Consider the following 22,973-nt stretch of genomic DNA (forward strand, 5'->3'; position numbering starts at 1 on the left):
ACGCGGGAGAGTAGGTCGCCGCCAACCCCCTTACAAGGACCCCGCCCTGGAAACAGCCGCGGGGTTCTTCCGTTTCCGGGAACAGGGGGCTAGGGGGAAATGGAACCTGCCTGAGGTTTGTCGGGGGACTGCTGGCTCTCGGCCTACCCTCTGCTGGACCGCCGTCTATATGGCGGCTAGCTATGTAAAATCCTGTATGATATGAAAGAAAAAGGCCCATTGGTAAGACGGGCCTTCGCTGGTTTTAGGTAAGGTATTTATAAGTGTAGTTAAACTTTCTCTTGTTGCCTTTCCTTCAACCAAGCCAATGCTTCTTGTTTGTTTGAAAATGAGCGTAGGTTTATTGGAAAAGCAATCTCTGTTTTAACTTCTTCCACCTTCTTTTCTCTGTTGAGATTAGTCGTTAGAATTCGTGCGAACTTCTGTAATCTCGTTTTGGACAGATTATATCCAAACTCCTTTAAAACATCTTTGTACTCTTCAGGTGGAATCTCAAGGGACGCTTTACTGGAATCAATCAATAGATATTTGATATCATAGCTTTTGATGTGGTCTACCAGAATTCTGAGTGCTTGCCTTATTTCAGGAATCAGAAATTCTTGTACATCCGGCCATTGTAAATAAAGAATGTCAGAGGCTGGATCATAGTCAAGGCTTATCAGTCCACTTTGGTATATAATCATATTGTTGTTCTGTATTTTCAAAGCTGCCTTTACAGCTTTCTAGGTTTGTTTTGGAAGTCTTTTGTCTAAAATAGGTTGAAAACGCAAGGTTGTATTAAGTGCATTTCGGTTACAAAGACATACGGGTGATTTCTTTAGGATAGCAGACGTAGTACTTCTCTACCTTTTTGCTTAGCGCCTGTATGTTCGGTAGGTCAGAAGCCATGGCTACATCTACCACTAAGCTTTGCTTTGTTAATACATTGATGTTTTCCCCGCCAGACTCGTAGGCATTGTTGCTTATTTTACCTTCCACTACTAAGTAGTTTGTTTCCTCGGGAGAAATATCAAAATATTCGTGCGCCAGTTCCTTTACTCCTTCTATAAAGTCCCGGTCAAATGGTTCTGGAGAAAGCATGATTTTGAAAAGCTTGCGCTCCAGCATACAGGTGGAGAGATAGCTTAATATCTTATCCGGGTGTTCTGCCCATGCTTTTATTCCGCTCCAAATGTCATAATCATCTAGAGAAACAAACCGCTTCAGAATAGTTGGATCCCGTTCAAAATCCAGAATTGACAGACTTTCACGAAGGAAGAACTGCAGGTTAGTACTGGCTGGCACATCCACTCCTCTTCTGGTGAGTTCACGGGCACGTTGCATGATTTTCATCACCATTTGCTCAGCACTGGTTACTGTCTTGTGCATGTAGACCTGCCAATACATCAATCGGCGGCTCACCAGGAAGTTCTCAATGGAGTAGATGCCTTTTTCCTCTACTACTAACTGGTCATCGGCCACGTTGAGCATCTTAAGCAAACGGTCAGCGCCTATTTTACCTTCTGAGACGCCAGTGTAAAAGCTGTCCCGGTTCAGGTAGTCCAAGCGGTCTACATCAAGCTGGCTGGATACCAGCTGGTGAAAAAAGTGGCGGTGGTAGTTATCTGTGAAAATGTCAATGGTTAGCTGCAATCGGCCATTGAATTCCTCGTTCAGCAACTCCATAATATGCAAGGAGATTTGCTCATGAGGTACCTGGTTGAAAATAGCTGTTTCCAGGGCATGGGAGAAAGGACCGTGGCCTACATCATGCAGCAGAATAGCAGCCATGGAGGCTTCGCATTCTTTATCGGTGATGAGGTTGTCCTTCCCGCTTAAGCTTTGCAGGGCTATGTTCATCAGGTGCATGGCCCCTAAGGCGTGATGAAACCGGGTGTGTAAGGCTCCTGGATACACAAATTCAGTAAGGCCCAACTGTTTAATCCGGCGCAACCGCTGAAAATAGGGATGCTGGATAATGTCAAACAGGAGGTCAGACGGAACTGTGATAAACCCGTAAACCGGGTCGTTGAAGATTTTTTTCTTATTCAAGATAACTTAGTGCTTCTTGTGTCCGTTGTCGGTTAATGACGAGGCGTGTATTATATAGTATTAACTATATTTTCGGAGATTTGTTTTCCTTTGGTACTGCCTTTACAACCCTAATTAAGAACTAATTTAGAGCCATGCAAAGATATACTATTTTGTGGGCGGACGACGAGATAGACCTTCTCAAGCCCCATATTCTCTTCTTAACGGAGAGAGGTTATGACATTACCCCTGTAAACAGCGGGGCAGATGCCATAGAGAAGGTGCAGGACCATACGTATGATATTGTCTTCCTGGATGAGAACATGCCCGGGGTAAGCGGCCTGGAAGCACTAAGCGAGATAAAGACCATTAGACCTACGTTGCCGGTAGTGATGATCACGAAAAGCGAGGAAGAACATATCATGGAAGAGGCCATTGGTTCCAAGATTGCCGATTACCTCATTAAGCCTATCAACCCCAACCAGATTTTGCTCTCCATTAAGAAAATACTGGAAAACCGCCGTCTGGTGGAAGAGAAAACCAATAGCTCCTATCAGCGCGATTTCCGCACGTTAGGGATGGCTTTTGGGGAGCGCCTGAGTTACCAGGAGTGGGCCGATGTTTATAAGAAGCTTGTTTTCTGGGAACTGGAGATTGCCGATACCGAAGGCAAGAGCATGGCCGATGTGATTAACATGCAGAAAGATGAGGCTAATACCAACTTTGCCAGATTCATAGAAGACAATTATGAAGAATGGGTGAACGATGAGGCCGATGAGATTCCTTTGATGTCGCACCGGTTGTTCAAGGATCGGGTGTTTCCTATGATGAAGGAAAGCAATCAGCCTATTTATTTTGTGCTGATTGATAACCTGCGTTATGATCAGTGGAAAGTGTTGGAGCCAATCATCACCGATTACTTCAACGTGGACCATGAGGAGATGTATTACTCCATTTTGCCTACCACCACTGCCTACGCGCGTAATGCCATCTTCTCTGGCATGCTACCCGCCGACATAGCCAAGCGCTATCCTAACCTGTGGGTGTCTGATGACGAGGAAGAGGGCAAGAACCTTCATGAAGAGGATTTTCTGCAGATTCAGTTCCAGCAGAACAAAATCAACGAAAAGTTCAGCTACAACAAAATCACCAACAACACCGCTGGTAAAGAACTGCTGTCAAAGTTTAATAACCTGGACAACAACAAACTGAATGTGATTGTCTACAATTTCGTAGACATGCTGTCACATGCCCGTACAGATATGCAGATGATTCGGGAGTTGGCCGCAGACGAGGCAGCCTACCGTTCGCTTACCCGTTCCTGGTTTATGCACTCGCCGCTGTTTGATACCCTTAAAGCCATTTCAGACAAAGGTGGGCGATTGATCATTACCACTGACCACGGTACGGTACGCGTAAAGAAACCGTTCAAGATTGTAGGGGACAGAAACACCAACACCAACCTGCGTTATAAGCACGGCAAAAACCTGGGCTTTACGGAGAAAGACGTGCTGGTATGCCGCAAGCCGGAGCGGTTCCATTTGCCCAAAAGCAACGTGTCTACGGCCTACGTGTTTGCCATGAACGATGACTTCTTTGCCTATCCTAACAACTACAATTATTACGTGAACCACTACAAAGACACTTTCCAGCACGGAGGGGTGTCTCTGGAAGAGTGTATTATTCCATTTGTAACGCTTTCATCTAAAAATGCCTGAGCAGGAAGCGCATCAGCACACCATTCAAATTTCCTCTAAAGCGGATTTACCCAAGGCCGCCGCTGAATTTTTATCATTTATCGGACAAAAAAAGATAATTTTGTTTGAGGGTGAGATGGCGGCCGGTAAAACCACCTTTATCAAGGCGATATGCGCCCAAAAAGGGGTGCAGGAGCCGGTAAGCAGCCCCACTTTTTCGCTCGTGAATGAGTACGAAACAGAAAGCGGGGAACTCATTTACCATTTTGATTTTTATAGGGTCGAAAATCAGGAAGAGGCCTTGGATATTGGGGCGCTGGAATATTTTGGTTCCGGCAATCTTTGCCTGATAGAATGGCCCTCAAAGGTGGCAGATCTGCTGCCCGAAGATGGAGTGGAGGTAGCTATTGAAACCGGTGAAACCGAGGAAGCGCGTATTATAAGATTGAGAGTATATGATGGAGGAATTGACGGAGAAGAACGCCGGGTTTGAAGCCCTGACCAAGGCAACGGCACGTAGCCTGATGCCTAAGGAGTCAATGCTGGCGGTGGAAACCCGTAAACGGAACCTATTTATTGGTATTCCTAAAGAGTCTTCTTTGCAAGAGAACCGGATAGGGCTAACCCCCGAAGCCGTAAAACAACTTACCGATAACGGTCATGAAGTCTGGATAGAATCTGGGGCCGGGGCCCCGTCCAAGTATTCAGACCATGAATTCTCTGAGGCCGGCGGGGTCATTGTCTACTCCACCAAAGAAGTGTATGAGGCCGATATTCTCCTCAAGATTGCGCCGCCTACCTATGATGAGATGGAGTACTTCAAGCCGGGGCAGACGCTTATCTCGGCCCTGCAGTTGGGAAGTCTTACCTCAGATTACATAAGTGCCCTGTGCCGCAAGAAAATCAACGCCATCTCTTTTGAGCTCCTAAAGGATAAATCAGACTCAAAACCGGTGGTGAGGGCCATGAGCGAGATTGCCGGGTCTACCGTCATGCTGATTGCCGCCGAGTACCTGAGCAGCAGCAATGAAGGGAAAGGTGTTATTCTGGGCGGTATCACCGGGGTTCCGCCATCCAAGGTAGTGATTATTGGCGCCGGTACCGTAGCCGAGTACGCCACCCGGGCCGCTCTGGGGCTTGGTGCCGAGGTTAAAGTATTTGACAACCATTTGTACAAACTGCGCCGCCTCAAGCAGAACGTGGGTACCCAATTGTTTACTTCCACGCTAGACCATACCATCCTGCACAAAGAAATACAGGACGCTGATGTGGTAATTGGCGCCGCCATTGCCGAGGAAGGGCAAGTGCCTTGCATGATCTCAGAGGACGTGGTTGCCAAAATGAACCCGGGCTCGGTGATCATTGACGTAAGTATTGACGAAGGCGGTTGCTTTGAAACCTCAGAGATGACTACCCATAAACGGCCTGTTTACCGCAAATATGATGTTATCCATTACTGCGTGCCCAACATTCCATCAAGGGTGCCCAGGACGGCTACAAATGCTTTAAGCAATATCTTTACCCCCATGTTCCTGGAGATCTCCAATTATGGTGGTGTGAACGAAGCACTCTTTACCCACGAGCACTACCGTAGCGGAGTCTACATCTACAAAGGCAGCCTCACCAACGCCGGCATTGCGAAGAAATTCAACATGCGCTACAAAGAACTGAGCCTGATGATTGCCGTCCGGAACTAAGAGGAAAGAGTAGCATTCCTGTTTGAGATTATATGATAGAGCCGTTTTGAGGCTGTTTCACTGAAAACAGCCTCAAAACGGCTCTTTTTATTTTAGCCCTGTGAGATTGAGTTCTTTACAATTAGCTGCTCTGTGTTAGGCTTGTCGCTATACCTAGATTACTTTTCTGTATTTACCCTTTAAAAGTTCTAATAAGCTTTCTACTACAATAGCGTGCTGTAACGCCTCAACAACTATATAAACCTAGAGAATTTTAATAGCTATTTCCTGAAAACAGCCCAAAATCAGGACTTAGCGCGGGAGTTCATCGGAAAGGAGCAACGCCTTCCAGGCTTCCTGTACCCGTCCTTCCTCCAGTAATTGTTTCGCTAGTAAATGGACTTGCCGTTCTCTTTCCAATGGATTGTGCTGGTGCTTGTGCACCAGATAGCGGAAGATTGGTTCCTGTGAAAAGGCCTGGATTTCTTCCTGCGTGGGTAAAACTTCTGTGTTGCCTAGCCGGGCAAGGTTGTTGCCGGTTAAAACCGAGCTGTGGCGGATAGCCTCCGGTAGTTGGTCAATGCCTAATGCCTGGCGCGAAGGTCTGGGAAGCTCAAAGAGGCTCTGGGGAATAGTCCGCTGGTACCAGTCTCCGCCCAAACGGGCTACAGAGTCTAGTTTAAAAGGATCAATGGTCTTTCCGGTGGCGCCTAATACTTCTTCCTGCACATGCAGAAGCAAAGCCTCACAAATAACTAAGTTGGCGGCTCCGCCTTTGTCGCCGATGGGTTTTACTTCCAGAACTTTGCATTCAAAAGCTACAGGCGCTTCAGACACTCTGGGAGGTTGTACCAAAGTAGAAGCAATAGGAGTGAGGCCCGCCTTGGTGAACTCGTTTATGCCCTTGTCATACTCCGCACTCGCCAGTGACATCTGTTCCACTAGGGCGTAATTACAGATATTGATGACCACTTCCCCTGTTTCCAGCACATTGTCCAGGGTATGTTTACCAGTGTTATCCCGTACCCTGCGGGAGGGCGAGAACACCAGCACGGGCGGATTGGACCCAAAGCAGTTGAAAAAGCTGAATGGACTCAGGTTTACGTTGCCCTCCTTGTCTACTGTACTGGCGAAAGCGATAGGGCGTGGGGCAATGGCCCCTAACATGAGGCTGTGGAACTCGGCGGTGGGAATCTCCTTGGGGTTGAAAGTTTTCATGGAGTTGGGTGAGGCATGGATTACGCAAGGCAATAAGAAACCTATTTCTGTTTCTTGCCTGATTTTTAGAAGGAAGGCAGAATCTCGGCCCGGACCTCGCCAAAGCCAATCCTGAGGCCGTTTCTTTGGGCAAAACCACGCATGGTGATAATGTCTCCGTCTTGCAGGAACTTGCGTGAGGCCCCACCAGGCAATGAGAGGGGCTTGGTGCCGCGCCAGGTCAGTTCCAGCATAGAACCATAGGAATCTGGCGTGGGGCCGCTGATGGTGCCCGAAGCGTACACATCGCCTATCTCAATATTACAGCCGTTCACGGTATGGTGCGCCAGTTGCTGGTTCATGTTCCAGTACATGTGCCTGAAATTGGAACGACAGATCAGCGCTTCCTGGGGTTGGTCAGGGGCTTGCAAGGTAACTTCCAGGGTAATGTCAAAGTTCTTGTCTCCGCTGAACTCCAGGTAAGGCAACACCCTTGGGTCCTGCACCGGACCGGCAACCCGAAAGGGCTCCAGTGCATCCAGAGTAACCACCCACGGCGAGATGGAAGACCCGAAGTTCTTGCCCAGAAAAGGGCCAAGCGGCACATATTCCCAGGCCTGGATATCCCGCGCCGACCAATCATTGAACAGCACCAACCCGAAGATGTATTCCTCGGCCTCCTCGGGCGTAAGGGACGTGCCCAGTTTGGTAGGTTGCCCCGTAATAAACGCCACTTCCAGTTCAAAGTCCAATTGCTGGGTTGGCCCAAAGATGGGAGCAGGGGCATCAGCGGGTTTCATCTGCCCCTTCGGCCTACGGATGGGCACACCAGACGGAACAATGGAGGAGGCTCGGCCATGGTACCCCACGGGCAAATGTTTCCAGTTAGGCAGAAGCGCGTTGTTAGGGTCCCGGAACATAGAACCTATATTGGTGGCGTGTTCCAGGCTGGAGTAGAAATCGGTGTAATTAGGTACTTTGACGGGTAGGAGCATCTGCACGTCTCTTTGCTTCAGCAGGCACTCGTTCATGAGCGCCCGGTTGTCCCTGATCTCGGGATTGTCATTGAGCAGCAGTTCAGAGATACGGTCGCGTACTTGGCGCCAGATGGTTCTGCCCAACGCCATGAAGTCATTGAGGTAATGCCGATGGAATACCGTGGGGTCCTCCAAGTCCAGCATGTCAAAGAGCCGGTGCTGCGTAAGCACGTACACATCCAGCACATAATCACCAATGGCCACGCCTACCCTGGGATCTCGGTCTGCCGCCTGGAAAACCCCAAACGGAAGGTTCTGTATCTGAAAATCGCTATCGGGGGAAATCTGAATCCAGGAGTGCAGAGAAGGGTCGTTGGCTTTAAGCATGGATAGACACGGGTAGGTTGCTAAACAAAGATAGAAACCTAAACGAGAATTGGAAGCGCTCCTGCGGGAGGAGCCAGTAGTTGAACTTACCTCTATTCTGCAGAAATGCGAGCAATGGCCGGGGTTTTCAGCCTGTTTTTAGGGATAGAGCATAGAAATAACTTCCAACCCCAATCTGCCTAAAACATTTTTACACGGCTGGCGCGAGTCTCCAGATTCGTGCCTACAGATGAAGGGTAGTCTCCAGACTACCCTTGCTGCCTTGCAGCGAAACCGCGCATTGCTGGTCATGCACTTGTTTCCGGCTCATGGTTCCCGGCGAGTCTGGAGACTCGCTTCATCCTACGTCACGAGACTTCAGTCTCGCGCCAGTGAAAAAATATTAAAGCGGTTGGGCTGCGTTGCAGAAGCTTTTCGCTTTATTTTCCGGTAAACGGGCCTAAAACAGAACACCCGCCGGCTGCAGAACTGTTTCTGTCGCCGGCGGGTGCAAAAAGTGAAATATCGGGGTTGTTATACGTCCATTGGGGTCAGGTTCACGGCTTCAATGCCTTTAATCTCTGGCACGGCGCGCATGATGGCTTGTTCAATGCCACCTTTGAACGTCATGGCAGACATAGGACAGGAGCCGCAGGCACCCACCAATTCCAGCTGTACAATTCTGTCCTCGGTGATGTCCAGCACTTTGACATCGCCGCCGTCGGTTCTAAGGTACGGGCGGATGGTGTCCAAGGCTTGTTCTACTTGGGGGAGTAAGATCTCGTTAAGTGCGTTATCTGCCATATTGTTACGCTTTAATTTCTACTACTTTGGTCTTAGACAGACTGGCATTGCGCACCGATACCTGGCGGGCAACTTCCTGGGCTACCTGGTCAAATGCCTCTGAGGCAGGAGAACCGGTCTGCAAAATCTGCGGCGTTCCCATGTCGCCACTCTCGCGGATGCTCTGTACCAACGGAATCTCGCCTATAAACGGCACTCCGTAACGCTCAGCCAACTCACGGCCACCGCCTTGCCCAAAGATATAATATTTATTCTCTGGAAGCTCGGCCGGGGTAAAGTACGCCATGTTTTCAATTAATCCCAGCACCGGTACGTTGATCTGCGGCTGCCGGAACATCTGCAAACCTTTCACGGCATCGGCAATGGCCACTTTCTGCGGCGTAGTCACAATGATGGATCCGGTAACGGGTACCGTCTGTACTAACGTCAGGTGAATGTCGCTGGTTCCCGGCGGAAGGTCAATGAGCAAATAATCAAGTTCGCCCCAGTCTACCTCCGTGATGAACTGCTTCAGTGCCGAGCTGGCCATAGGACCACGCCACACCACTGCGCTTTCAGAAGGAGCCAGGAACCCGATGGACATCAGCTTGATGCCGTACTTCTCAATAGGCTCAATGAGGTTACGTCCGTCTGGGGTGCGGTACACCGCCGGGCGCGCATCTTCCACGCCAAACATGGTAGGTACCGACGGGCCGGAGATATCGGCATCCACCAACCCCACTTTGGCACCCGACTGGGCCAAGGCCACCGCCAGGTTAGAGGTCACCGTAGACTTACCAACCCCGCCTTTGCCGGAGGCCACGGCAATGATGTTTTTCACCCCTTTCAGGATGTTAGCATTGTCTTGGCGGGCCGAGGTCACGCGCGAGGTCATGTTCACCGTCACGTTGGCATTAGGGTCTACCATGGTATGGATAGCCCGGATACACGCGTTCCGGATCAAATCTTTCAGGGGGCAGGCCGGGGTAGTCAGGATCACGGTGAACGAAACATCCAGCCCGTTTATTTGTACATCCTCCACCATGTTAAGCGTTACCAGGTCCTTGCCCAGGTCTGGTTCCTCCACATAGCTGAGGGCTTTTAATACGTCTTCTTGGGTAATAGCCATAGATAAAACAGCGCTAAATTCGCTAATACAAAGGTACAAACTATCTGTTTAACAAGCTACCAGAAGCCGTTTTAAGGCTGGTTTCCAAAAAGAAAGGTTAAATGAAAATTCTATTGGTTCATGCAACCTTTGGAGCGACTGGCGGGTCCTCTTGAGGAACGCACTCGTCTCACGTATGTCACTGCTGAAGCCTCACACCTTGTATCTTTTCTCTGTGTTGACCCTGCTGGGCATTGCTCTGTTTTCAAGCTGCTCAGATTCAGATGATGACGCTTCCTCCGGGCTTTTAGGTTCCTGGATGCTTTCTGAGATGGAGGGAGCGCCGGTTTCCGGGAACAATCTTTCCGCGGAGGTCCTGTGCGCCGATCTGGTGTTCACCCTGGAAGAAGTACCCTCGCACTCCAGCGAGCCGGGCAAGTACAGGCTGTCGGGCCACCTGCCGGTCAATTCCTATGATGGCAACTATGTCACCGTACCCCAGGATCTGTTCACCCGAAGCGGCGGACTCAACGTCTTTGCCCTGGGCAGCAGTGAGAAGCTGGGAAGCGAGCAGGAGATGGCGTTTGAAGCCCAGTACCTCAACGCCCTGCGCCAGGTAAACCAGTTTGAGGTAAAGGACGATGTACTAACCTTGTCTGACACCGATTCAGGGGTTGAACTGACCTACGTGCGGGGCGCCTCCAGTTGCGGCCGGTAAGTTTGGTTTTAGGCCTGTTTAGAGGAAATCAGGGCAAAAACGGGGTAGGTTTCTTCAGTCTCGCTATTTAACTTTTATAAAAGAATACACTCACATCAGACATCTATTTATGCGTAAAATCTTCGGCTTACTTCTGCTTTTGCTGTTCACTTTTTCTGCTTGTGAGGAAGAGGAGGCGTCGGTGCCGCTGGACGGTTACTACCTGGCGTTCGGGCACTTCTACGGCTTCTGCGAGGGAGAAAAGTGCGTGGAAATCTTCAAGCTGCAGGGCGACCGGCTCTTTGAGGACCTGAATGATAATTATCCCTCGTCGCAGCACCCTTATGACGGTAATTTCGTGCCGAGGTCAGACGCTGATTACCAGAAAGTGAAGGACTTGTACGCCAGCTTCCCTCAGCAATTATTGGAGGAGCCCTCGGGCGTGATCGGTTCCCCGGATGCCACGGACGGAGGCGGCATTTACCTGGAGATCTCGGTGAACGGGAAGAAGAAGTTTTTCCTCATTGACAAGCTCCGGCAGCGGGTGCCAGAATACCTGCATCCTTATTTGTTCAAGGTAGAAAACGCGGTGGCGCAGATCAGTAACTGACCAAAACGTGCAGAGAAACAGTGTGCTTGATCATTCAGATAAGTAAAAACGTTTACTAACCCATACTTCCATGATACCATTGAGTAGGTTCTCCCTCGCCAGGTTCATTCTCCTTTTCATTCCTTTCCTGCTGACGGCTTGCTGGGAGAAAGATGATCCAACACCTAAGCGGGAGACCCGGGACATTTACGGCTCCTGGATTCTGCAGTACATTGAACTGCCGCAGGAGAACGGGCAAGTTACCCGCGTAGACGGGCAGAACATCCGGCTTAATCTTGCCAATATCTCTACTTACCAGCAGTCCAATGAACCCTTTGCGTATGACCTGACCGGGACTCTGCCGGTAAACCAATACCACGGCCGCTACGCCACTACCGGTTCACCCATTGTGCCTACGGAGCCACAATCGTTGGTATTGGATGTAAAGGTGTTAGTAAGCACTAAAGTAGGGGGCCCGGAGCAGCAGATGCAGTTGGAGCATTTGTATCTGCGCGCCCTGGAAGAAGTCAGCTTAGCTACCATCAGTAAGAACAGCGAATTGGTGCTCACCTCCCGGTATCAAAGTGCGAAGCTGGTGTTTCTGCCCTCTGAGTTATGCTCTCTCCCAAAATAGGCTCATTCTCTCACTGATCATAGATGCGTGCTGTTTTGCGCTTGTTTCCTGAGAAATAGCTTGAAAACAGTACCTGACTAAAGCCAATCCAAAAGGATTGGCTTTTTTATTGTCCCACTTTCCAAACAAAGGCCGAAACTGAAACGGAATCTTCCTTGATGCCATCTTCTACTCTTACCTAAGTTCCGATGCAAGCCCTACAACCTATCGCCTCAAATCCAGCTTAATGGAAGCATTTACTCCCCATTTAGGCTGGGTATTTCCGTAGGTTGGGGTTCTGAACTGGTGCTGGTAGTAGGGGGCTATTTGGAGTACCATTCTTCTGTAAGTGTATTGCAGACCAATTCCATAAAACATGTTGTAGAACGTCATTGCCGGTATTTTTTGATGAAACGCCAGCGGCCTTTCTTTTCCCTGGTAAGTGCTTCTGAAAGCTGTTTTCCTGGTGACAGATAGATCCAGGTGAGTGCCTGCCGTGAGCAGAATGGCCAGATTATTTTTAACCGGGAAGTAGTAATTCACCTGGAGTGGTAACCTGATGATTTTGGTGGACAGGTTGATGTCATGAATGGAATCATATTTAACCTGGTGCACGGAATCATACCTCACGTAGTGGATACTATCAAGCCCAACGGAGTCATACCGGGTCACAAAGTAAAAGTCATGGCTGGAGACACTGCCCGGGTACTCGTTTTCAAAGCTTCGGGTTTTCTGTTGGTTGTACTCGCCAATGCCGCTATACCTTTCTTTTGTTGGCGCTGAAAAGTGAAGGCTCGCACCCAAGCTGAAGCGTTTGATCAGGAACACCTCGGCCTCAGGTCCGAAGGCAGCTTTTCGGTCCCCGTCCAGAGTGCCGCTTATTCCTAGTCTGCTGCGCAATGCCGTACGGGTTGGGCCACTTTGCTCAGAGCTTTCCTGCTTGGTAGCCGCCTGTGCTCCCAATGAATCCTGAACTACGGGGCTTTGTAATGAATCACTCCGCATTGACTGAGCTCCTTGGGGTACGACTTGTTCAGAAGAAAGCCTTGAGGTGGAGTCTGCGGCTGGTTGACCAGCTTTCTTACCAATTGAGTTAGCCTGCAAAGAGCTAGCCTGCACAGAATCATTTTGGGAAGCAGCAGTTCTAGACGCGTTTATCCCTGATTCTTTGCCGTTGCCTTTCCTGTCATTTGCCGGATTGGTTTTCAAGGCGGTTCCTGTTGCCACTTGTTCTGTTTGTCTGGCAAGGGAAGTTTCTGAGCCCGCTAGGCTTTCAGCACCAAGCCTGTTTTCTGAGTAAACGGAACCGGAGGAAGAGCTGGAGGTTAAATCTTGCTTCAGGGAAGAGCCTTCTGCCTTCAATGCCTTTTCTGGAGAAGGGTTAGAAAACGCAGACTTGGTCAATGAATCGGCTGGCTGGGTTGTAGTTTGAAGCGCGGCTATTTTCTCCTGCAACTGTTCGTTTTCGGCCTGTTTTTGGAAATAGAGGTACATAAAGGTGCAAAGCGCCACGGTGGCGGCTCCGCTGTAAAGCCAGCTGCCGTACTTTCTCAGAAAGAGAACGTACCAGGGCGCAGGCAGCAATTGCCTGAAGGTTTGCCAGGCCTCCTGCTGGTAAGGCGGCTGCAAAGACTCCAGCTTCTCTCGTATGTGTTTATCGAACCGCTCGTTAGACATGGCTTTTCCGGTATTCTGGATAATATAGTTTCACCCATTCCTGCAGCTTGGCGCGGGCCTTGGCCAGGTTAGATCTGGAGGTTCCTTCGTTGATCTGAAGCATTTCGGCTATTTCAGAGTGGTTGTACCCGTCCACCACAAAAAGAGAGAAAACCGTTCGGTAGGCGGGGGGGAGTTGCTGCACCAGGCGGAGGATTTCCTCGGCGGAGATGGTTTCCAGAAGGTCGTCTTCCTGCTCCAGCTCCGGGGCGTCTTCCAGATCAATGCGGGTGCCTTTGAGGTGATGCCGGCGGTAGTAGTCAATGCTGGTACGAACCACCACCGTTCTGAACCAAGCCTCAAAGGCTCTGGAGGAATCATACTGGGCCAGGTTTTCCAGGACTTTCAGGAAGCCATCGTTCACCATCTCCTCGGCCTGCTGCTGGCTGGCCGCATAACGCAGGCAAATGCTCTTCGCGAAACTATAGTAATGTTCATACAGTTTCTTCTGAGCGCTCTGCTTGCCTTTTCGGCAGCCATCCAGCGTTTCGGGCAGATTGAAGGTTTTGCTGTTTTTTCTGAAAAACACGCGATATATCTAATGTGAGAGGTTGTCCTAGGTAAGAGCGGTAAATAAGAGTTTTCCCCTATCCCATATGGAGCAGCATCTGCAAAACATTATTTTTCTGGACGGAAATGAAAGCTCAGATGGGGTAAGATGATCCAGTCCCACCTTCTCCTTTTAAGGATTACGCAGGCGCAAGTGGATTCCGCTGCCTCAAAAATTTATTTATTTTCCAGGCAACGGCGGTTTTTCAAGGAAGCGTAATGTTAGATAAAGCCCTAATCCAGAGAAAGTAACTGCAGTGTTTCTCTTCCTGGGCCAAGTGGTTGCCGGGTTAACCGCATAGACGTCGTGCCGAGGACCCAAAACCTGCTATCCTTTTAATTCATCTAACCATTTACACATGAAAACTCTGAGATTATTCTTTTGCCTTGTCATAACCGCCTTGTTTTTCTCCTGCCAGGAAGAGGACCCAGCGCCCAATACTCTGTTTGACACCCAGAAAGAAGCAATTACCTGGAAAGAAGAGAAACCCTCCGAAATCCGGCTGTTTAAAGGTGGCGGAATTGATTCGCTGTTTATCTCCGGCTATAACGAAAACGGAAGGATACACATGGGAGTACGGTTCTCGGGAGTGGGCACCTATACTTCCCCGGAGAAGTTCACGGCGTACTATAGCTTGAAGAACAGCCAGGGGCAGGTCATCAATACGTACTACACAGATCCCAAAGCCAATGGCTCAACCCTGGTGGTTACGGAGTGGAACCCGCAGACCAAGGCCATCAAAGGCACCTTTCAGGTAACTTTGGACAAAAAATACTCAAATGGCTCTGAGGAGGCTGCCCAATCTCCCAAAACTATAACGCTTACCGGCGGAGTGTTTGAAGGCACTGCCACCGAGGTGCAGTAACCTTGCTTTAGCTGTTTTAGCCCTCTTTTCTATAAAGCAGGTAAAAAACAGCGCCGTTTTCTTGAAAGCCAGCCTGAAAGGGTTGGCTTTTTTTGTATAACTTAGAGAGAGTTCCTGACCTTCTGCATACTGGCTTTCTCCTAAAAAGCAAGAAAGAACTATCACTCCCTTATCCCTATCTTTGTCTACCGCTTATTTGAGAGTACCATGGCCCTGATAAAGAAAGAAGTTGTTGATAAAATCATCCAGCAAGCCGACATAACGGAGGTGGTGGGCGATTTTGTGAGTCTGAAGCGCAAAGGCCAGAACCTGTGGGCGTGCTGTCCTTTCCACCATGAGAAATCGCCGTCGTTCAGCGTGGCGCCCAACAAAGGCATTTACAAGTGTTTCGGGTGCGGCAAGGCCGGCAACTCGGTGCAGTTCATCATGGACATTGAGGGCACCAGCTACGTGGAGGCGCTACGCTACCTGGCCAAGAAATACAGCATTGACCTGGAAGAGGACCAGAGCCCGGCGGCCATGCAGGCCCAGAACGAGCGCGACAGCCTCTACATCCTCTCAGATTTCGCGAAGCAGTATTTTGTCAACGCGCTGCACAAGAACGATGAAGGACAGAGCATAGGCATGCCGTACTTCAAGCAGCGCGGACTCTCAGCAGCCACCATCCAGAAGTTTGAGCTGGGCTACAGCCTTGATTCCTGGGATGATTTTACCAAGGCGGCGCTGGAGAAAGGCTACCAACTGAAGTACCTGGAGGAGACCGGCCTCACCATTGTGAAGCAGGAGGAAGGCAAGCAGTATGACCGCTTCCGGGGCCGGGTGATGTTCCCCATTCAGAACGTAAGTGGGCGTACCATCGGTTTCGGGGCGCGTACGCTCAAGTCCAACGACAAGAAATCACCTAAATACGTTAACTCGCCGGAGTCGCGCATCTACCACAAAAGTGATGTGCTCTACGGCATGTACCAGGCCAAGCAGGCCATCCGGCAGGAAGACGAATGTTACCTGGTGGAAGGTTACCTGGATGTGCTTTCCCTGCACCAGGGCGGCATTGAGAACGTGGTGGCCTCCTCGGGTACATCTTTGACCGAGAACCAGATCAAGCTCATCGGGCGGTACACCAAGAACATCACGGTACTGTATGACGGCGACCCTGCGGGGATTAAGGCTTCTTTGCGCGGCATCGACCTGATTCTGGAAGGCGGCCTGAACGTGAACGTGGTCCTGTTCCCCGATGGCGATGACCCCGATAGCTACATCCGCAAAGTAGGCGACACGGCTTTTAAAGCCTACCTCAAAGACCATAGCCGCGACTTTATCTCTTTCAAATCTGAGCTGTTCGCGCAGGAAGCCAAGGACAACCCAGTTAAGAAAGCCGAGGCCATTAGGGAGATGGTGGTGTCCATCGCCAAGATTCCCGATGCCATCAAGCGTTCGGTGTTCCTGAAGCAGTGCAGCATCCAGTTCGGGATTGACGAGCAGGTGCTCATCTCGGAGTACAACAAGATTGCCCTCACGGAGCAGAGGTCTTCCCGGCCAGCGCCAAGTCCGGCTCCGGCGTCCTACGCGCCCGGTTCTTTTGAGGAAATGGCGGCAGAAGCCGAAGCCGCGGCCGCAGCCGAGGCGGCCATGTACGAAGAGGAGGAAGCGCAAGACACCGGTGACAGTGACATGCTGCGCCGCCGTGAGCGCGAAGTGATCCGCTTTATCCTCAACTACGCCGACAAAGAGGTGGAGGAAGGCCTCACCACCAGCCAGTTCATGCTGGGCGAGCTGGAAGACATTGAGTTCAAAACGCCCATCTACAAGCGCCTCTTTGATTTGTGTCGCCTAAAACTGGAGCAGGGTTTTCTGCCCACCGCCTCGGAGTTCATGCAGCATGAGGACAAGGAAATCCGGACGGAGGTGGTAGACCTGCTCAGCGAAAAGTACGAACTGAGCAAAGGCTGGGCCTCCCACGAGATCATTGTGCCTCACGAAAGCGATCTGGTCACCTATGGCTCGGAACGCGAGGTGCTTCGGCTGAAATGGCGCAACGTGCAGCTCATGATCAAAGACCACATGGAGAGCCTGCAACACCTCACCGATGCCGCCGAGCTGGACAGAACCCTGCGCACCATCAAAGCCCTCAAAGATTTCGAGAAGCAGATCGCCGATATGCTGGGCATTGTGGTGAGCAGATAAAACAGCGGCAACTGAAATAATACCGCTTCATCTGAGCATCAATCCTACTCTTTTCCGTCCTGAAAGCATCTTGTGGGCGAACCAGAAAAGCAGTGGAATGACGCTCTTGCCGTTCGCTAGCAAGATTCTTTTCCCTCAGGCGTTTAGAGGCTGATTTCAGAAAATCGGCCTCTAAACGCCTTTTTCTTTGTTGCTACTACGGCGGTCTGTTCCGGTGGAAAACTGCTTATGGGCAAACCTTTCGCCACGCGTACAAAAAGGTGCGTCAGTGCGGTGATTTTCTCAGATTATGTCACCAAAAGCACGTAGAATTTGTTTAGAAGTAAGCAAGTATCCCAAGCGTTAGCGCCTTGTAGGAGCGGGAGAGAGCAAACCTGTCAAAAACCTCTATCTTTGCGCGCTCAAAGGCGAACGTTTGCCAAACTGGTTGGCTTGCCGCATAGTAGGAGAAAACACCATGTTAGATAAAATAGAAGACGCAATAGAAGATATCAGAGCCGGTAAAGTAGTGATTGTGGTAGACGATGACGACCGCGAGAACGAAGGCGATTTTATCTGCGCTGCGGAGAAAATAACTCCCGAAATCGTCAACTTTATGGCTACCCACGGCCGGGGCCTCATCTGCGCTCCGCTCACCGAGGAACGCTGCGATGAACTGGGCCTGGAACTGATGGTGGGCCGCAATACCGCGTTGCACGCCACGCCGTTCACCGTATCGGTGGATTTGCTGGGCCACGGCTGTACCACCGGTATCTCGGCCTCTGACCGGGCCAAAACCATCCTGGCCCTCGCCGATCCTAAAACCGATCCGGCCTCATTGGGCAAACCGGGCCACATCTTCCCGCTGCGCGCCCGCAAAGAAGGCGTGATCAGAAGAGCCGGCCACACCGAAGCCGCCGTTGACTTAGCCAAACTGGCCGGTTTGTCACCCGCCGGGGTGTTGGTGGAGATCATGAACGAAGACGGCACCATGGCCCGCATGCCCGATCTGGAGAAAGTAGCCGAGAAATTCAACCTCAAGCTCATCTCCATCAAAGACCTTATCAAGTACCGCCTGCAGAAAGAGAGCCTCATTGACCGCGAAATTGCCGTGGAACTGCCCACCGACTGGGGAAACTTTGACCTGTACGCCTACACCCAGCGCAGCAACAACGCCAAGCACCTGGCCCTGGTGAAAGGCACCTGGGAAGAAGATGAGCCCATTCTGGTGCGCGTGCACTCATCCTGCGTTACCGGCGACATCTTCGGGTCTTGCCGCTGCGACTGCGGACCACAGCTGCACAAAGCCATGGAAATGGTGGAGAAAGAAGGCAAAGGCGTAATTGTGTACATGAACCAGGAAGGCCGTGGCATTGGCCTCTTGAACAAACTGAAAGCCTACAAACTGCAGGAGCAAGGCCTGGACACCGTAGAAGCCAACCTGCAACTGGGCTTTGGCACCGATGAACGTGATTACGGCGTAGGAGCCCAAATTCTGCGCGACCTAGGCGTGACCAAAATGCGGTTGCTTTCCAACAACCCCCGTAAGAGAACCGGCCTCATTGGTTATGGTTTGCAGATTGTAGAGCAGGTACCCATTGAGATAGAGCCTAACACGCACAATCAAAAGTACTTAACTACTAAACGAGACAAGCTGGGCCACCTGATTTTGAAGAAATAAAAGCAAAAAGCGGAAGAGAAATCTTCCGCTTTTTGCTTTAAAGCAAGGTCTGTGTAGCATACGTAGTGTTTTCTTAATATTTTTAAAGTCCAAGTATGTATTAGAATACCATTATATCAGAACAAGTCTTATATTTAAGAGGACAACGCACGAAAATATCTTCTGTTTGCGTTTAAAGTATAGAAAATAAGACAACCTTCTCTGTTTATTCATGGTATATTTTTCCTAGAAGGGGATATTACTTTACTCAGAGAAATAGAATGATATGAAGATGATGGTAAGAAAAGCGTGTGGGCTTTTGGTTGTACTGTTCCTCTTGACAGTCAACACTTTTGCCCAGTCTACCGGCCTGGTAGACCAGTGGCCTCAAGGGCGGGTGTACTTAACTTCTGGAGATTCGGTTAGTGGCAAGATTACCTACCACCGGGCCGAGGACATGATTAAAATCAACAAACCAGATGGATCTGTGGTGGCGTACTCGCCGGTGGCGGTAAGAGGGTTTGAAGCCATTGACAATGACGGGCGGTACCGCCGGGTATTTGTCACGCAGCGCTGGAACCTGGGCAATGATTACAGCGATTTCCTGGCCCCGGCCTTCTTTGAGCAGATTGTGATTGGAAACTACGGCCTGCTCAAGCGCGAAACCATGACCCGCCGGGACATCAGCCGTGATCCTATGTACCGCAGCAACTACTACTACCCGTACGGCGGTTATCCTATGGGCGGACCCATGTACGTAGAGCAGCGCCTGGACAATTACTTTATTCTCATGCCCAGCGGCAAAGTGAAAGAACTCCGCAACGTGAAGAAAGACCTGGAAGTGATTTTCGGGAAGAAGGACAGGGTGATGAAAGATTACATCAAACAAAACAAACTCAAATACACCAGCCTGCCAGACCTGGCCAAGATTGTGAGTTATTTTGGAGCCATCTCCCAGCCCGAGGTAAAAACAACCTCCATGCAGCCATGAGAAACCTTTACTCAATCCACTCTGAATAAAGTGCCTTCGCCCATAAACAGAGCGCCCGCTGAATCTTGGTTCAGCGGGCGCTCTGCTTTTAGGGTGTTTTATGAAAAACGAGCCCGAAACAACCTACAAGTCCCGTGCCCGAAGCAAATAGTAAGAAAGAAAACAGAACAAACCTATGTACAGAACAGCCGGTATAGTGGCTTGTAGCGGGGAAAGCACCTCTGAAGTGCCTAACATCAACTGCTCTAGCTCCCGGTGCGGGTTAGGCGTGAGATTGCCCAATACCTTCATAGGAAAATATTTGTCAATCGCATCCGGGGTTTGCCAGTTGATCAGACGCTCCACCACCAAGGTATACGCCATGAACACCATTATAGCCAGGCCGGTTTTCCGTAGCAGGAAAGCAATCAGCATGGCCAAAGACATATAGCCTACCAACTGCAGCAGGTAGTACAGAATGTATTGGGCATCGGTGAACATGCCGGTGTTTTCTGCCCCTTTTCCGTAATACAGGCCAAAACCAATTCCCAGCAGCAGCACATACAACGCCAGCGCGATGGCCAGCAGCAGAATGACTGAATACTTGCCCTGCACCAGGGTAGCCCTTGAGAAGCCGTCAATCACTTGCTGCCGGAAAGTGCGGAACGCGTATTCATCTGACACCAGGATGATGATGAGAATGCCCGGAATGAGGTTCAGGAAACTGGACACGTAGGCAATGTGCTGCCAGAGCCTCGGGAACTGGTACAGCTCGGCCCCGGCGGCCTGTCCGTTGACCTGCACGTGCCCGCGGGCGTAGAAGAAGATGAAAAGCAAGCTGAGCTGCAGCACCAAAAGCACCCAGAACGTTGAGTAGGGCAGCAGTTTGCGAAGTTCTATGCGGAGAAGGGAGGTCATGCGTGTTCGGCTTTAATGATTTCTAAGAATTGGCTTTCCAGGCTCCGTTTCCGGACCACCAGTTGGCCCAATGCCACGCCCTGCGCAAAGAACGCCCGGTTCAGCTCTGAACTCTGGATGCCCTCCTGCAACGTGATCTGTACCTGCTGATTTACCTGGTGCGCCTGAGTCACAAACGGCAGCAGACGGGCAATTTGCAGAAGCTGCTCTACCGGAGCGCCGCCGTTAATGAAAATCAGGTCATTGGTGGCTAGGATAGAGGAAACCGGGCCCTGGGCTTTCAGTTTGCCGCTTCGGAGCACCGCCATGTGGGTGCAGACTTTCTCCACTTCGTCCAGCAGGTGACTGGCCAGCAGAATGGTTTTGCCCTGGGCCGCGATGTCCAGAATCAACTGACGTACCTCGGCAATTCCTTCGGGGTCCAGGCCGTTGGTGGGTTCGTCCAGCACCAGCACCTCGGGGTCACCCAACAGGGCCGCACCAATGGCCAGCCGTTGCTTCATCCCCAGAGAATACCCTTTGAACTTGTCGTTTCTGCGTTTGCCAAGGCCTACGGTTTCCAACGTTGCCGGAATGCGGGAGTGGTCCACGCCCTTCACATCGGCGGAAATGCGCAGGTTCTCTTCACCGGTGAGGTACGGATAAAAGTTGGGAGTTTCCAGCAGCGCGCCTATCCGCCGCTTAGTGCTTTTAGAGGCGGGTTGCCCAAACCACTGGAACGAGCCACCGCTGGGGTTGATCACGTCCAGCACAATGCCCAAAGTGGTGGTTTTGCCGCTGCCGTTGGGGCCCAGCAGACCATAAATGCTGCCTTGCGGAACGTTGATGCTCAATTGGTCCAAAGCCTGAACGGCCCCGTACCGTTTGCTCAGGCCCTGAATAGTTAAAATTTCTGCCAAAGGGGTGAAGGTTGAAAATGGTGTTCCGCAAAGCTAGAAGGATTTAAAAGAAATGCGAGGCTGCCCGGTTTCTTTTAACAGCAGAAAGCCCACCTTTTGGGGCGGGCTTTCTGCTTTGGGGCTGTTTTCCTGAAAATGGTCAGAAAACGAAGCCCATGCCATCTGTTACTTTTTTCTTTGGGTAGGAGGCGGAGGCGGCGGAAGCGTGCCAAATTTCTTCTCAAAGGCAGCCATGCCCTGCGCGGTCTGGTCAAAGGTCTCCACCTCGCCGGAAGTGTAGATGACGTGTAAGCTTCCTTCGTCCATGCTCAGGCCTTTTACGTTGGGGTTCCGGTCTTTAAAGGCCTGTGATAAACTGATGTTGGCCGGTGGCGGTGGCGGAGGTGGCGCTAAAGGAGCAGCCACGGCCGGAGGCGGCGGGGGAGGAGATACCGGCAAGCTGCCGTATTTCTTCTCAGTCTCGGCATTGCCCTGCGGAGTGCTGGGGTACTTTTCGGTTTGGCCAGATTTGAGGTACACAAACAGATTCTCCCGGTCCCAGCCTAAACCCTTCACCGTGGGGTTTCGCTTCAGGAAGTTCTGGTATTGTTCCTGCGGAGAAAGCTGCTTGGCTTGTGCCTGCTGAGGCTGGAGTTCCTCCAGTTCTGCGCTGGACCCCGGAATGCTCTGGCAGGCGAAAACCAGCGAGACAAGAACCGGAATGGCAGCCAGGAAGCGTAGTTGCTGTACCCTGGCCGAGGGGGCTTTATTCATCATCGTGATTCGGTGTTTAAGGGAGTGATAACTGAAAGAAGAAGACAACGTGAAAGGCGATGCCCCAGCCGTTTGTAGAAGCGAGTACTGGTACTGTTTCCGGTCAATGCCCGCTTGTAAGGTTTGCTGGTCTGTGAGGAACTCAAGATTCTGCTTCAGCGCCTTGCGCAAAAGCCACACCACCGGGTTAAACCAGTGAATCAGGGTGGTAATCTCCACCAGAAGAATGTCCAGGGTATGCCACTGCCGCACATGGGTGTGCTCGTGCTGCAGAATAGGAAGCCAGTCCTGCGGTGGGTGCTGCCGGGGATTGAAATAGATGGCGTTCCCAAACGAGAAAGGCGGCAGCTTGGCCTGTACATCGCGGTACCGAATGCCCTGGTAAGCCGAAGGCCTTGACCGCCGGTGGATGCGGTGCAAAGACACCAGTTGAACCAGGAACCTCAGTCCCATCACGCCCGCACCAAGCCAGAAAACAGCCACCAGGATCTGCCAGAAATCAACCGCCGCCTCAGCCGGAGCCAACTCATTGGGGACCTGCCAGGCGGATGAATACTGATACAGCACCTGGTAAATGCGCTGTTTTTCCTTAAACAGCCCAGAAACGTCAATGAAGGGAAGCAAGCTCACCAACAGGATTCCCGCCAAAAGGAACAGCCGGTTCAGCCAATGGAAGGTGGTCTGGCGTAAGGCCACCTGGTAGATCAGGTAAAGCAAAGCCAGGCCAATGTTTACCTGAAGGAGGTAGTGGAGCAAGGCCGGCATG

Annotated in this window: 21 protein-coding genes; 10 read left to right on the top strand and 11 right to left on the bottom strand. The window is 50.9% G+C overall.

What is annotated here, in order from left to right:
* Positions 1-269: 269 nt before the first annotated feature.
* Positions 270-683 carry a hypothetical protein gene (locus tag JT719_RS20035; protein WP_207435534.1) on the bottom strand — a complete coding sequence of 138 codons (414 nt, stop codon included), beginning with the start codon at positions 681-683 and terminating at the stop codon, positions 270-272.
* Positions 684-792: 109 nt separating this feature from the next.
* The gene (locus tag JT719_RS20040; protein ID WP_207435535.1) at positions 793-2,031 is read right to left on the bottom strand and encodes an HD domain-containing protein; all 1,239 of its coding nucleotides are present in this window, start codon (positions 2,029-2,031) and stop codon (positions 793-795) included.
* A 134-nt stretch (positions 2,032-2,165) separates the two neighbouring features.
* Here JT719_RS20040 and porX point away from each other — a divergent pair, with 134 nt between their 5' ends.
* Genes porX through JT719_RS20055 form a run of 3 tightly spaced genes read left to right on the top strand, consistent with a single transcriptional unit; the run spans position 2,166 to position 5,404 of the window.
* A complete protein-coding gene (gene porX / locus JT719_RS20045) occupies positions 2,166-3,728 on the top strand; it encodes a T9SS response regulator signal transducer PorX (protein WP_207435536.1) in 1,563 nt (520 codons plus the stop codon).
* On the top strand, positions 3,721-4,200 hold the full coding sequence (gene tsaE / locus JT719_RS20050) for a tRNA (adenosine(37)-N6)-threonylcarbamoyltransferase complex ATPase subunit type 1 TsaE (protein ID WP_207435537.1): 480 nt from the start codon (positions 3,721-3,723) through the stop codon (positions 4,198-4,200). The genes porX and tsaE overlap by 8 nt, the downstream gene beginning before the upstream one ends.
* Positions 4,166-5,404: an alanine dehydrogenase gene (locus JT719_RS20055; protein ID WP_242693403.1), complete on the top strand. Its 1,239-nt coding sequence runs from the start codon at positions 4,166-4,168 to the stop codon at positions 5,402-5,404. The genes tsaE and JT719_RS20055 overlap by 35 nt, the downstream gene beginning before the upstream one ends.
* 291 nt (positions 5,405-5,695) lie before the next feature.
* Here JT719_RS20055 and JT719_RS20060 read toward each other — a convergent pair whose 3' ends face one another.
* The 4 genes from JT719_RS20060 to JT719_RS20075 all read right to left on the bottom strand — a co-directional run bounded on the left by JT719_RS20060 (position 5,696) and on the right by JT719_RS20075 (position 9,835).
* A complete protein-coding gene (locus JT719_RS20060; protein ID WP_207435538.1) occupies positions 5,696-6,601 on the bottom strand; it encodes a flavin reductase family protein in 906 nt (301 codons plus the stop codon).
* A 65-nt stretch (positions 6,602-6,666) separates the two neighbouring features.
* The gene (gene fahA, locus JT719_RS20065; protein WP_207435539.1) at positions 6,667-7,944 is read right to left on the bottom strand and encodes a fumarylacetoacetase; all 1,278 of its coding nucleotides are present in this window, start codon (positions 7,942-7,944) and stop codon (positions 6,667-6,669) included.
* Between the two features lie 513 nt (positions 7,945-8,457).
* Entirely contained in the window at positions 8,458-8,727 is a 270-nt protein-coding gene (locus tag JT719_RS20070; RefSeq protein ID WP_207435540.1) for a NifU family protein, read from the bottom strand.
* A gap of 4 nt (positions 8,728-8,731) precedes the next feature.
* Positions 8,732-9,835, bottom strand: a complete 1,104-nt coding sequence (locus JT719_RS20075) for an Mrp/NBP35 family ATP-binding protein (protein WP_207435541.1) — start codon at positions 9,833-9,835, stop codon at positions 8,732-8,734.
* 175 nt (positions 9,836-10,010) lie between these two features.
* On the opposite strand from JT719_RS20075, the gene JT719_RS20080 reads away from it, so the two are divergent.
* The 3 genes from JT719_RS20080 (at position 10,011) to JT719_RS20090 (ending at position 11,734) form a co-directional block, all read left to right on the top strand.
* On the top strand, positions 10,011-10,532 hold the full coding sequence (locus JT719_RS20080) for an META domain-containing protein (RefSeq protein ID WP_207435542.1): 522 nt from the start codon (positions 10,011-10,013) through the stop codon (positions 10,530-10,532).
* A gap of 109 nt (positions 10,533-10,641) precedes the next feature.
* A complete protein-coding gene (locus JT719_RS20085; RefSeq protein ID WP_207435543.1) occupies positions 10,642-11,121 on the top strand; it encodes a hypothetical protein in 480 nt (159 codons plus the stop codon).
* A gap of 70 nt (positions 11,122-11,191) precedes the next feature.
* Complete coding sequence (locus JT719_RS20090) at positions 11,192-11,734, top strand: META domain-containing protein (RefSeq protein ID WP_207435544.1); 543 nt, start codon at positions 11,192-11,194, stop codon at positions 11,732-11,734.
* Positions 11,735-11,938: 204 nt separating this feature from the next.
* Here the strand turns inward: JT719_RS20090 and JT719_RS20095 are convergent, their stop codons facing one another.
* Both JT719_RS20095 and JT719_RS20100 read right to left on the bottom strand, forming a co-directional pair.
* A complete protein-coding gene (locus JT719_RS20095; protein WP_207435545.1) occupies positions 11,939-13,390 on the bottom strand; it encodes a hypothetical protein in 1,452 nt (483 codons plus the stop codon).
* Positions 13,383-13,958: a sigma-70 family RNA polymerase sigma factor gene (locus JT719_RS20100; protein WP_207435546.1), complete on the bottom strand. Its 576-nt coding sequence runs from the start codon at positions 13,956-13,958 to the stop codon at positions 13,383-13,385. The genes JT719_RS20095 and JT719_RS20100 overlap by 8 nt, the downstream gene beginning before the upstream one ends.
* 379 nt (positions 13,959-14,337) lie before the next feature.
* Here JT719_RS20100 and JT719_RS20105 point away from each other — a divergent pair, with 379 nt between their 5' ends.
* The 4 genes from JT719_RS20105 (at position 14,338) to JT719_RS20120 (ending at position 19,658) form a co-directional block, all read left to right on the top strand.
* Positions 14,338-14,844, top strand: a complete 507-nt coding sequence (locus tag JT719_RS20105) for a DUF6252 family protein (RefSeq protein WP_207435547.1) — start codon at positions 14,338-14,340, stop codon at positions 14,842-14,844.
* Positions 14,845-15,051: 207 nt separating this feature from the next.
* The gene (dnaG, locus tag JT719_RS20110; RefSeq protein WP_207435548.1) at positions 15,052-17,028 is read left to right on the top strand and encodes a DNA primase; all 1,977 of its coding nucleotides are present in this window, start codon (positions 15,052-15,054) and stop codon (positions 17,026-17,028) included.
* 457 nt (positions 17,029-17,485) lie between these two features.
* Positions 17,486-18,688, top strand: coding sequence for a bifunctional 3,4-dihydroxy-2-butanone-4-phosphate synthase/GTP cyclohydrolase II (locus JT719_RS20115; RefSeq protein ID WP_207435549.1), 1,203 nt, complete (start codon positions 17,486-17,488; stop codon positions 18,686-18,688).
* Between the two features lie 316 nt (positions 18,689-19,004).
* The gene (locus tag JT719_RS20120) at positions 19,005-19,658 is read left to right on the top strand and encodes a hypothetical protein (protein ID WP_207435550.1); all 654 of its coding nucleotides are present in this window, start codon (positions 19,005-19,007) and stop codon (positions 19,656-19,658) included.
* A gap of 123 nt (positions 19,659-19,781) precedes the next feature.
* Here JT719_RS20120 and JT719_RS20125 read toward each other — a convergent pair whose 3' ends face one another.
* The 3 genes from JT719_RS20125 to JT719_RS20135 form a co-directional block, all read right to left on the bottom strand.
* Entirely contained in the window at positions 19,782-20,555 is a 774-nt protein-coding gene (locus JT719_RS20125; RefSeq protein WP_207435551.1) for an ABC transporter permease, read from the bottom strand.
* Entirely contained in the window at positions 20,552-21,454 is a 903-nt protein-coding gene (locus JT719_RS20130; protein WP_207435552.1) for an ABC transporter ATP-binding protein, read from the bottom strand. Before JT719_RS20130 ends, JT719_RS20125 begins: the two co-directional genes overlap by 4 nt.
* A gap of 165 nt (positions 21,455-21,619) precedes the next feature.
* Positions 21,620-22,972: a M56 family metallopeptidase gene (locus tag JT719_RS20135; protein WP_207435553.1), complete on the bottom strand. Its 1,353-nt coding sequence runs from the start codon at positions 22,970-22,972 to the stop codon at positions 21,620-21,622.
* Between the last annotated feature and the right edge of the window lies 1 nt (position 22,973).

This window comes from Sabulibacter ruber (assembly GCF_017355955.1).
Lineage (GTDB): Bacteria > Bacteroidota > Bacteroidia > Cytophagales > Hymenobacteraceae > Nibribacter > Nibribacter ruber_A.

Bases quoted from the DNA above. Each gene is read 5' to 3' on its own strand.
- JT719_RS20035 (WP_207435534.1), bottom strand. From the start codon at position 683: ATGATTATATACCAAAGTGGACTGATAAGCCTTGACTATGATCCAGCC.
- porX (WP_207435536.1), top strand. From the start codon at position 2,166: ATGCAAAGATATACTATTTTGTGGGCGGACGACGAGATAGACCTTCTC.
- tsaE (WP_207435537.1), top strand. From the start codon at position 3,721: ATGCCTGAGCAGGAAGCGCATCAGCACACCATTCAAATTTCCTCTAAA.
- JT719_RS20055 (WP_242693403.1), top strand. From the start codon at position 4,166: ATGGAGGAATTGACGGAGAAGAACGCCGGGTTTGAAGCCCTGACCAAG.
- JT719_RS20060 (WP_207435538.1), bottom strand. From the start codon at position 6,601: ATGAAAACTTTCAACCCCAAGGAGATTCCCACCGCCGAGTTCCACAGC.
- fahA (WP_207435539.1), bottom strand. From the start codon at position 7,944: ATGCTTAAAGCCAACGACCCTTCTCTGCACTCCTGGATTCAGATTTCC.
- JT719_RS20070 (WP_207435540.1), bottom strand. From the start codon at position 8,727: ATGGCAGATAACGCACTTAACGAGATCTTACTCCCCCAAGTAGAACAA.
- JT719_RS20075 (WP_207435541.1), bottom strand. From the start codon at position 9,835: ATGGCTATTACCCAAGAAGACGTATTAAAAGCCCTCAGCTATGTGGAG.
- JT719_RS20080 (WP_207435542.1), top strand. From the start codon at position 10,011: ATGTCACTGCTGAAGCCTCACACCTTGTATCTTTTCTCTGTGTTGACC.
- JT719_RS20085 (WP_207435543.1), top strand. From the start codon at position 10,642: ATGCGTAAAATCTTCGGCTTACTTCTGCTTTTGCTGTTCACTTTTTCT.
- JT719_RS20090 (WP_207435544.1), top strand. From the start codon at position 11,192: ATGATACCATTGAGTAGGTTCTCCCTCGCCAGGTTCATTCTCCTTTTC.
- JT719_RS20095 (WP_207435545.1), bottom strand. From the start codon at position 13,390: ATGTCTAACGAGCGGTTCGATAAACACATACGAGAGAAGCTGGAGTCT.
- JT719_RS20105 (WP_207435547.1), top strand. From the start codon at position 14,338: ATGAAAACTCTGAGATTATTCTTTTGCCTTGTCATAACCGCCTTGTTT.
- dnaG (WP_207435548.1), top strand. From the start codon at position 15,052: ATGGCCCTGATAAAGAAAGAAGTTGTTGATAAAATCATCCAGCAAGCC.
- JT719_RS20115 (WP_207435549.1), top strand. From the start codon at position 17,486: ATGTTAGATAAAATAGAAGACGCAATAGAAGATATCAGAGCCGGTAAA.
- JT719_RS20125 (WP_207435551.1), bottom strand. From the start codon at position 20,555: ATGACCTCCCTTCTCCGCATAGAACTTCGCAAACTGCTGCCCTACTCA.
- JT719_RS20135 (WP_207435553.1), bottom strand. From the start codon at position 22,972: ATGCCGGCCTTGCTCCACTACCTCCTTCAGGTAAACATTGGCCTGGCT.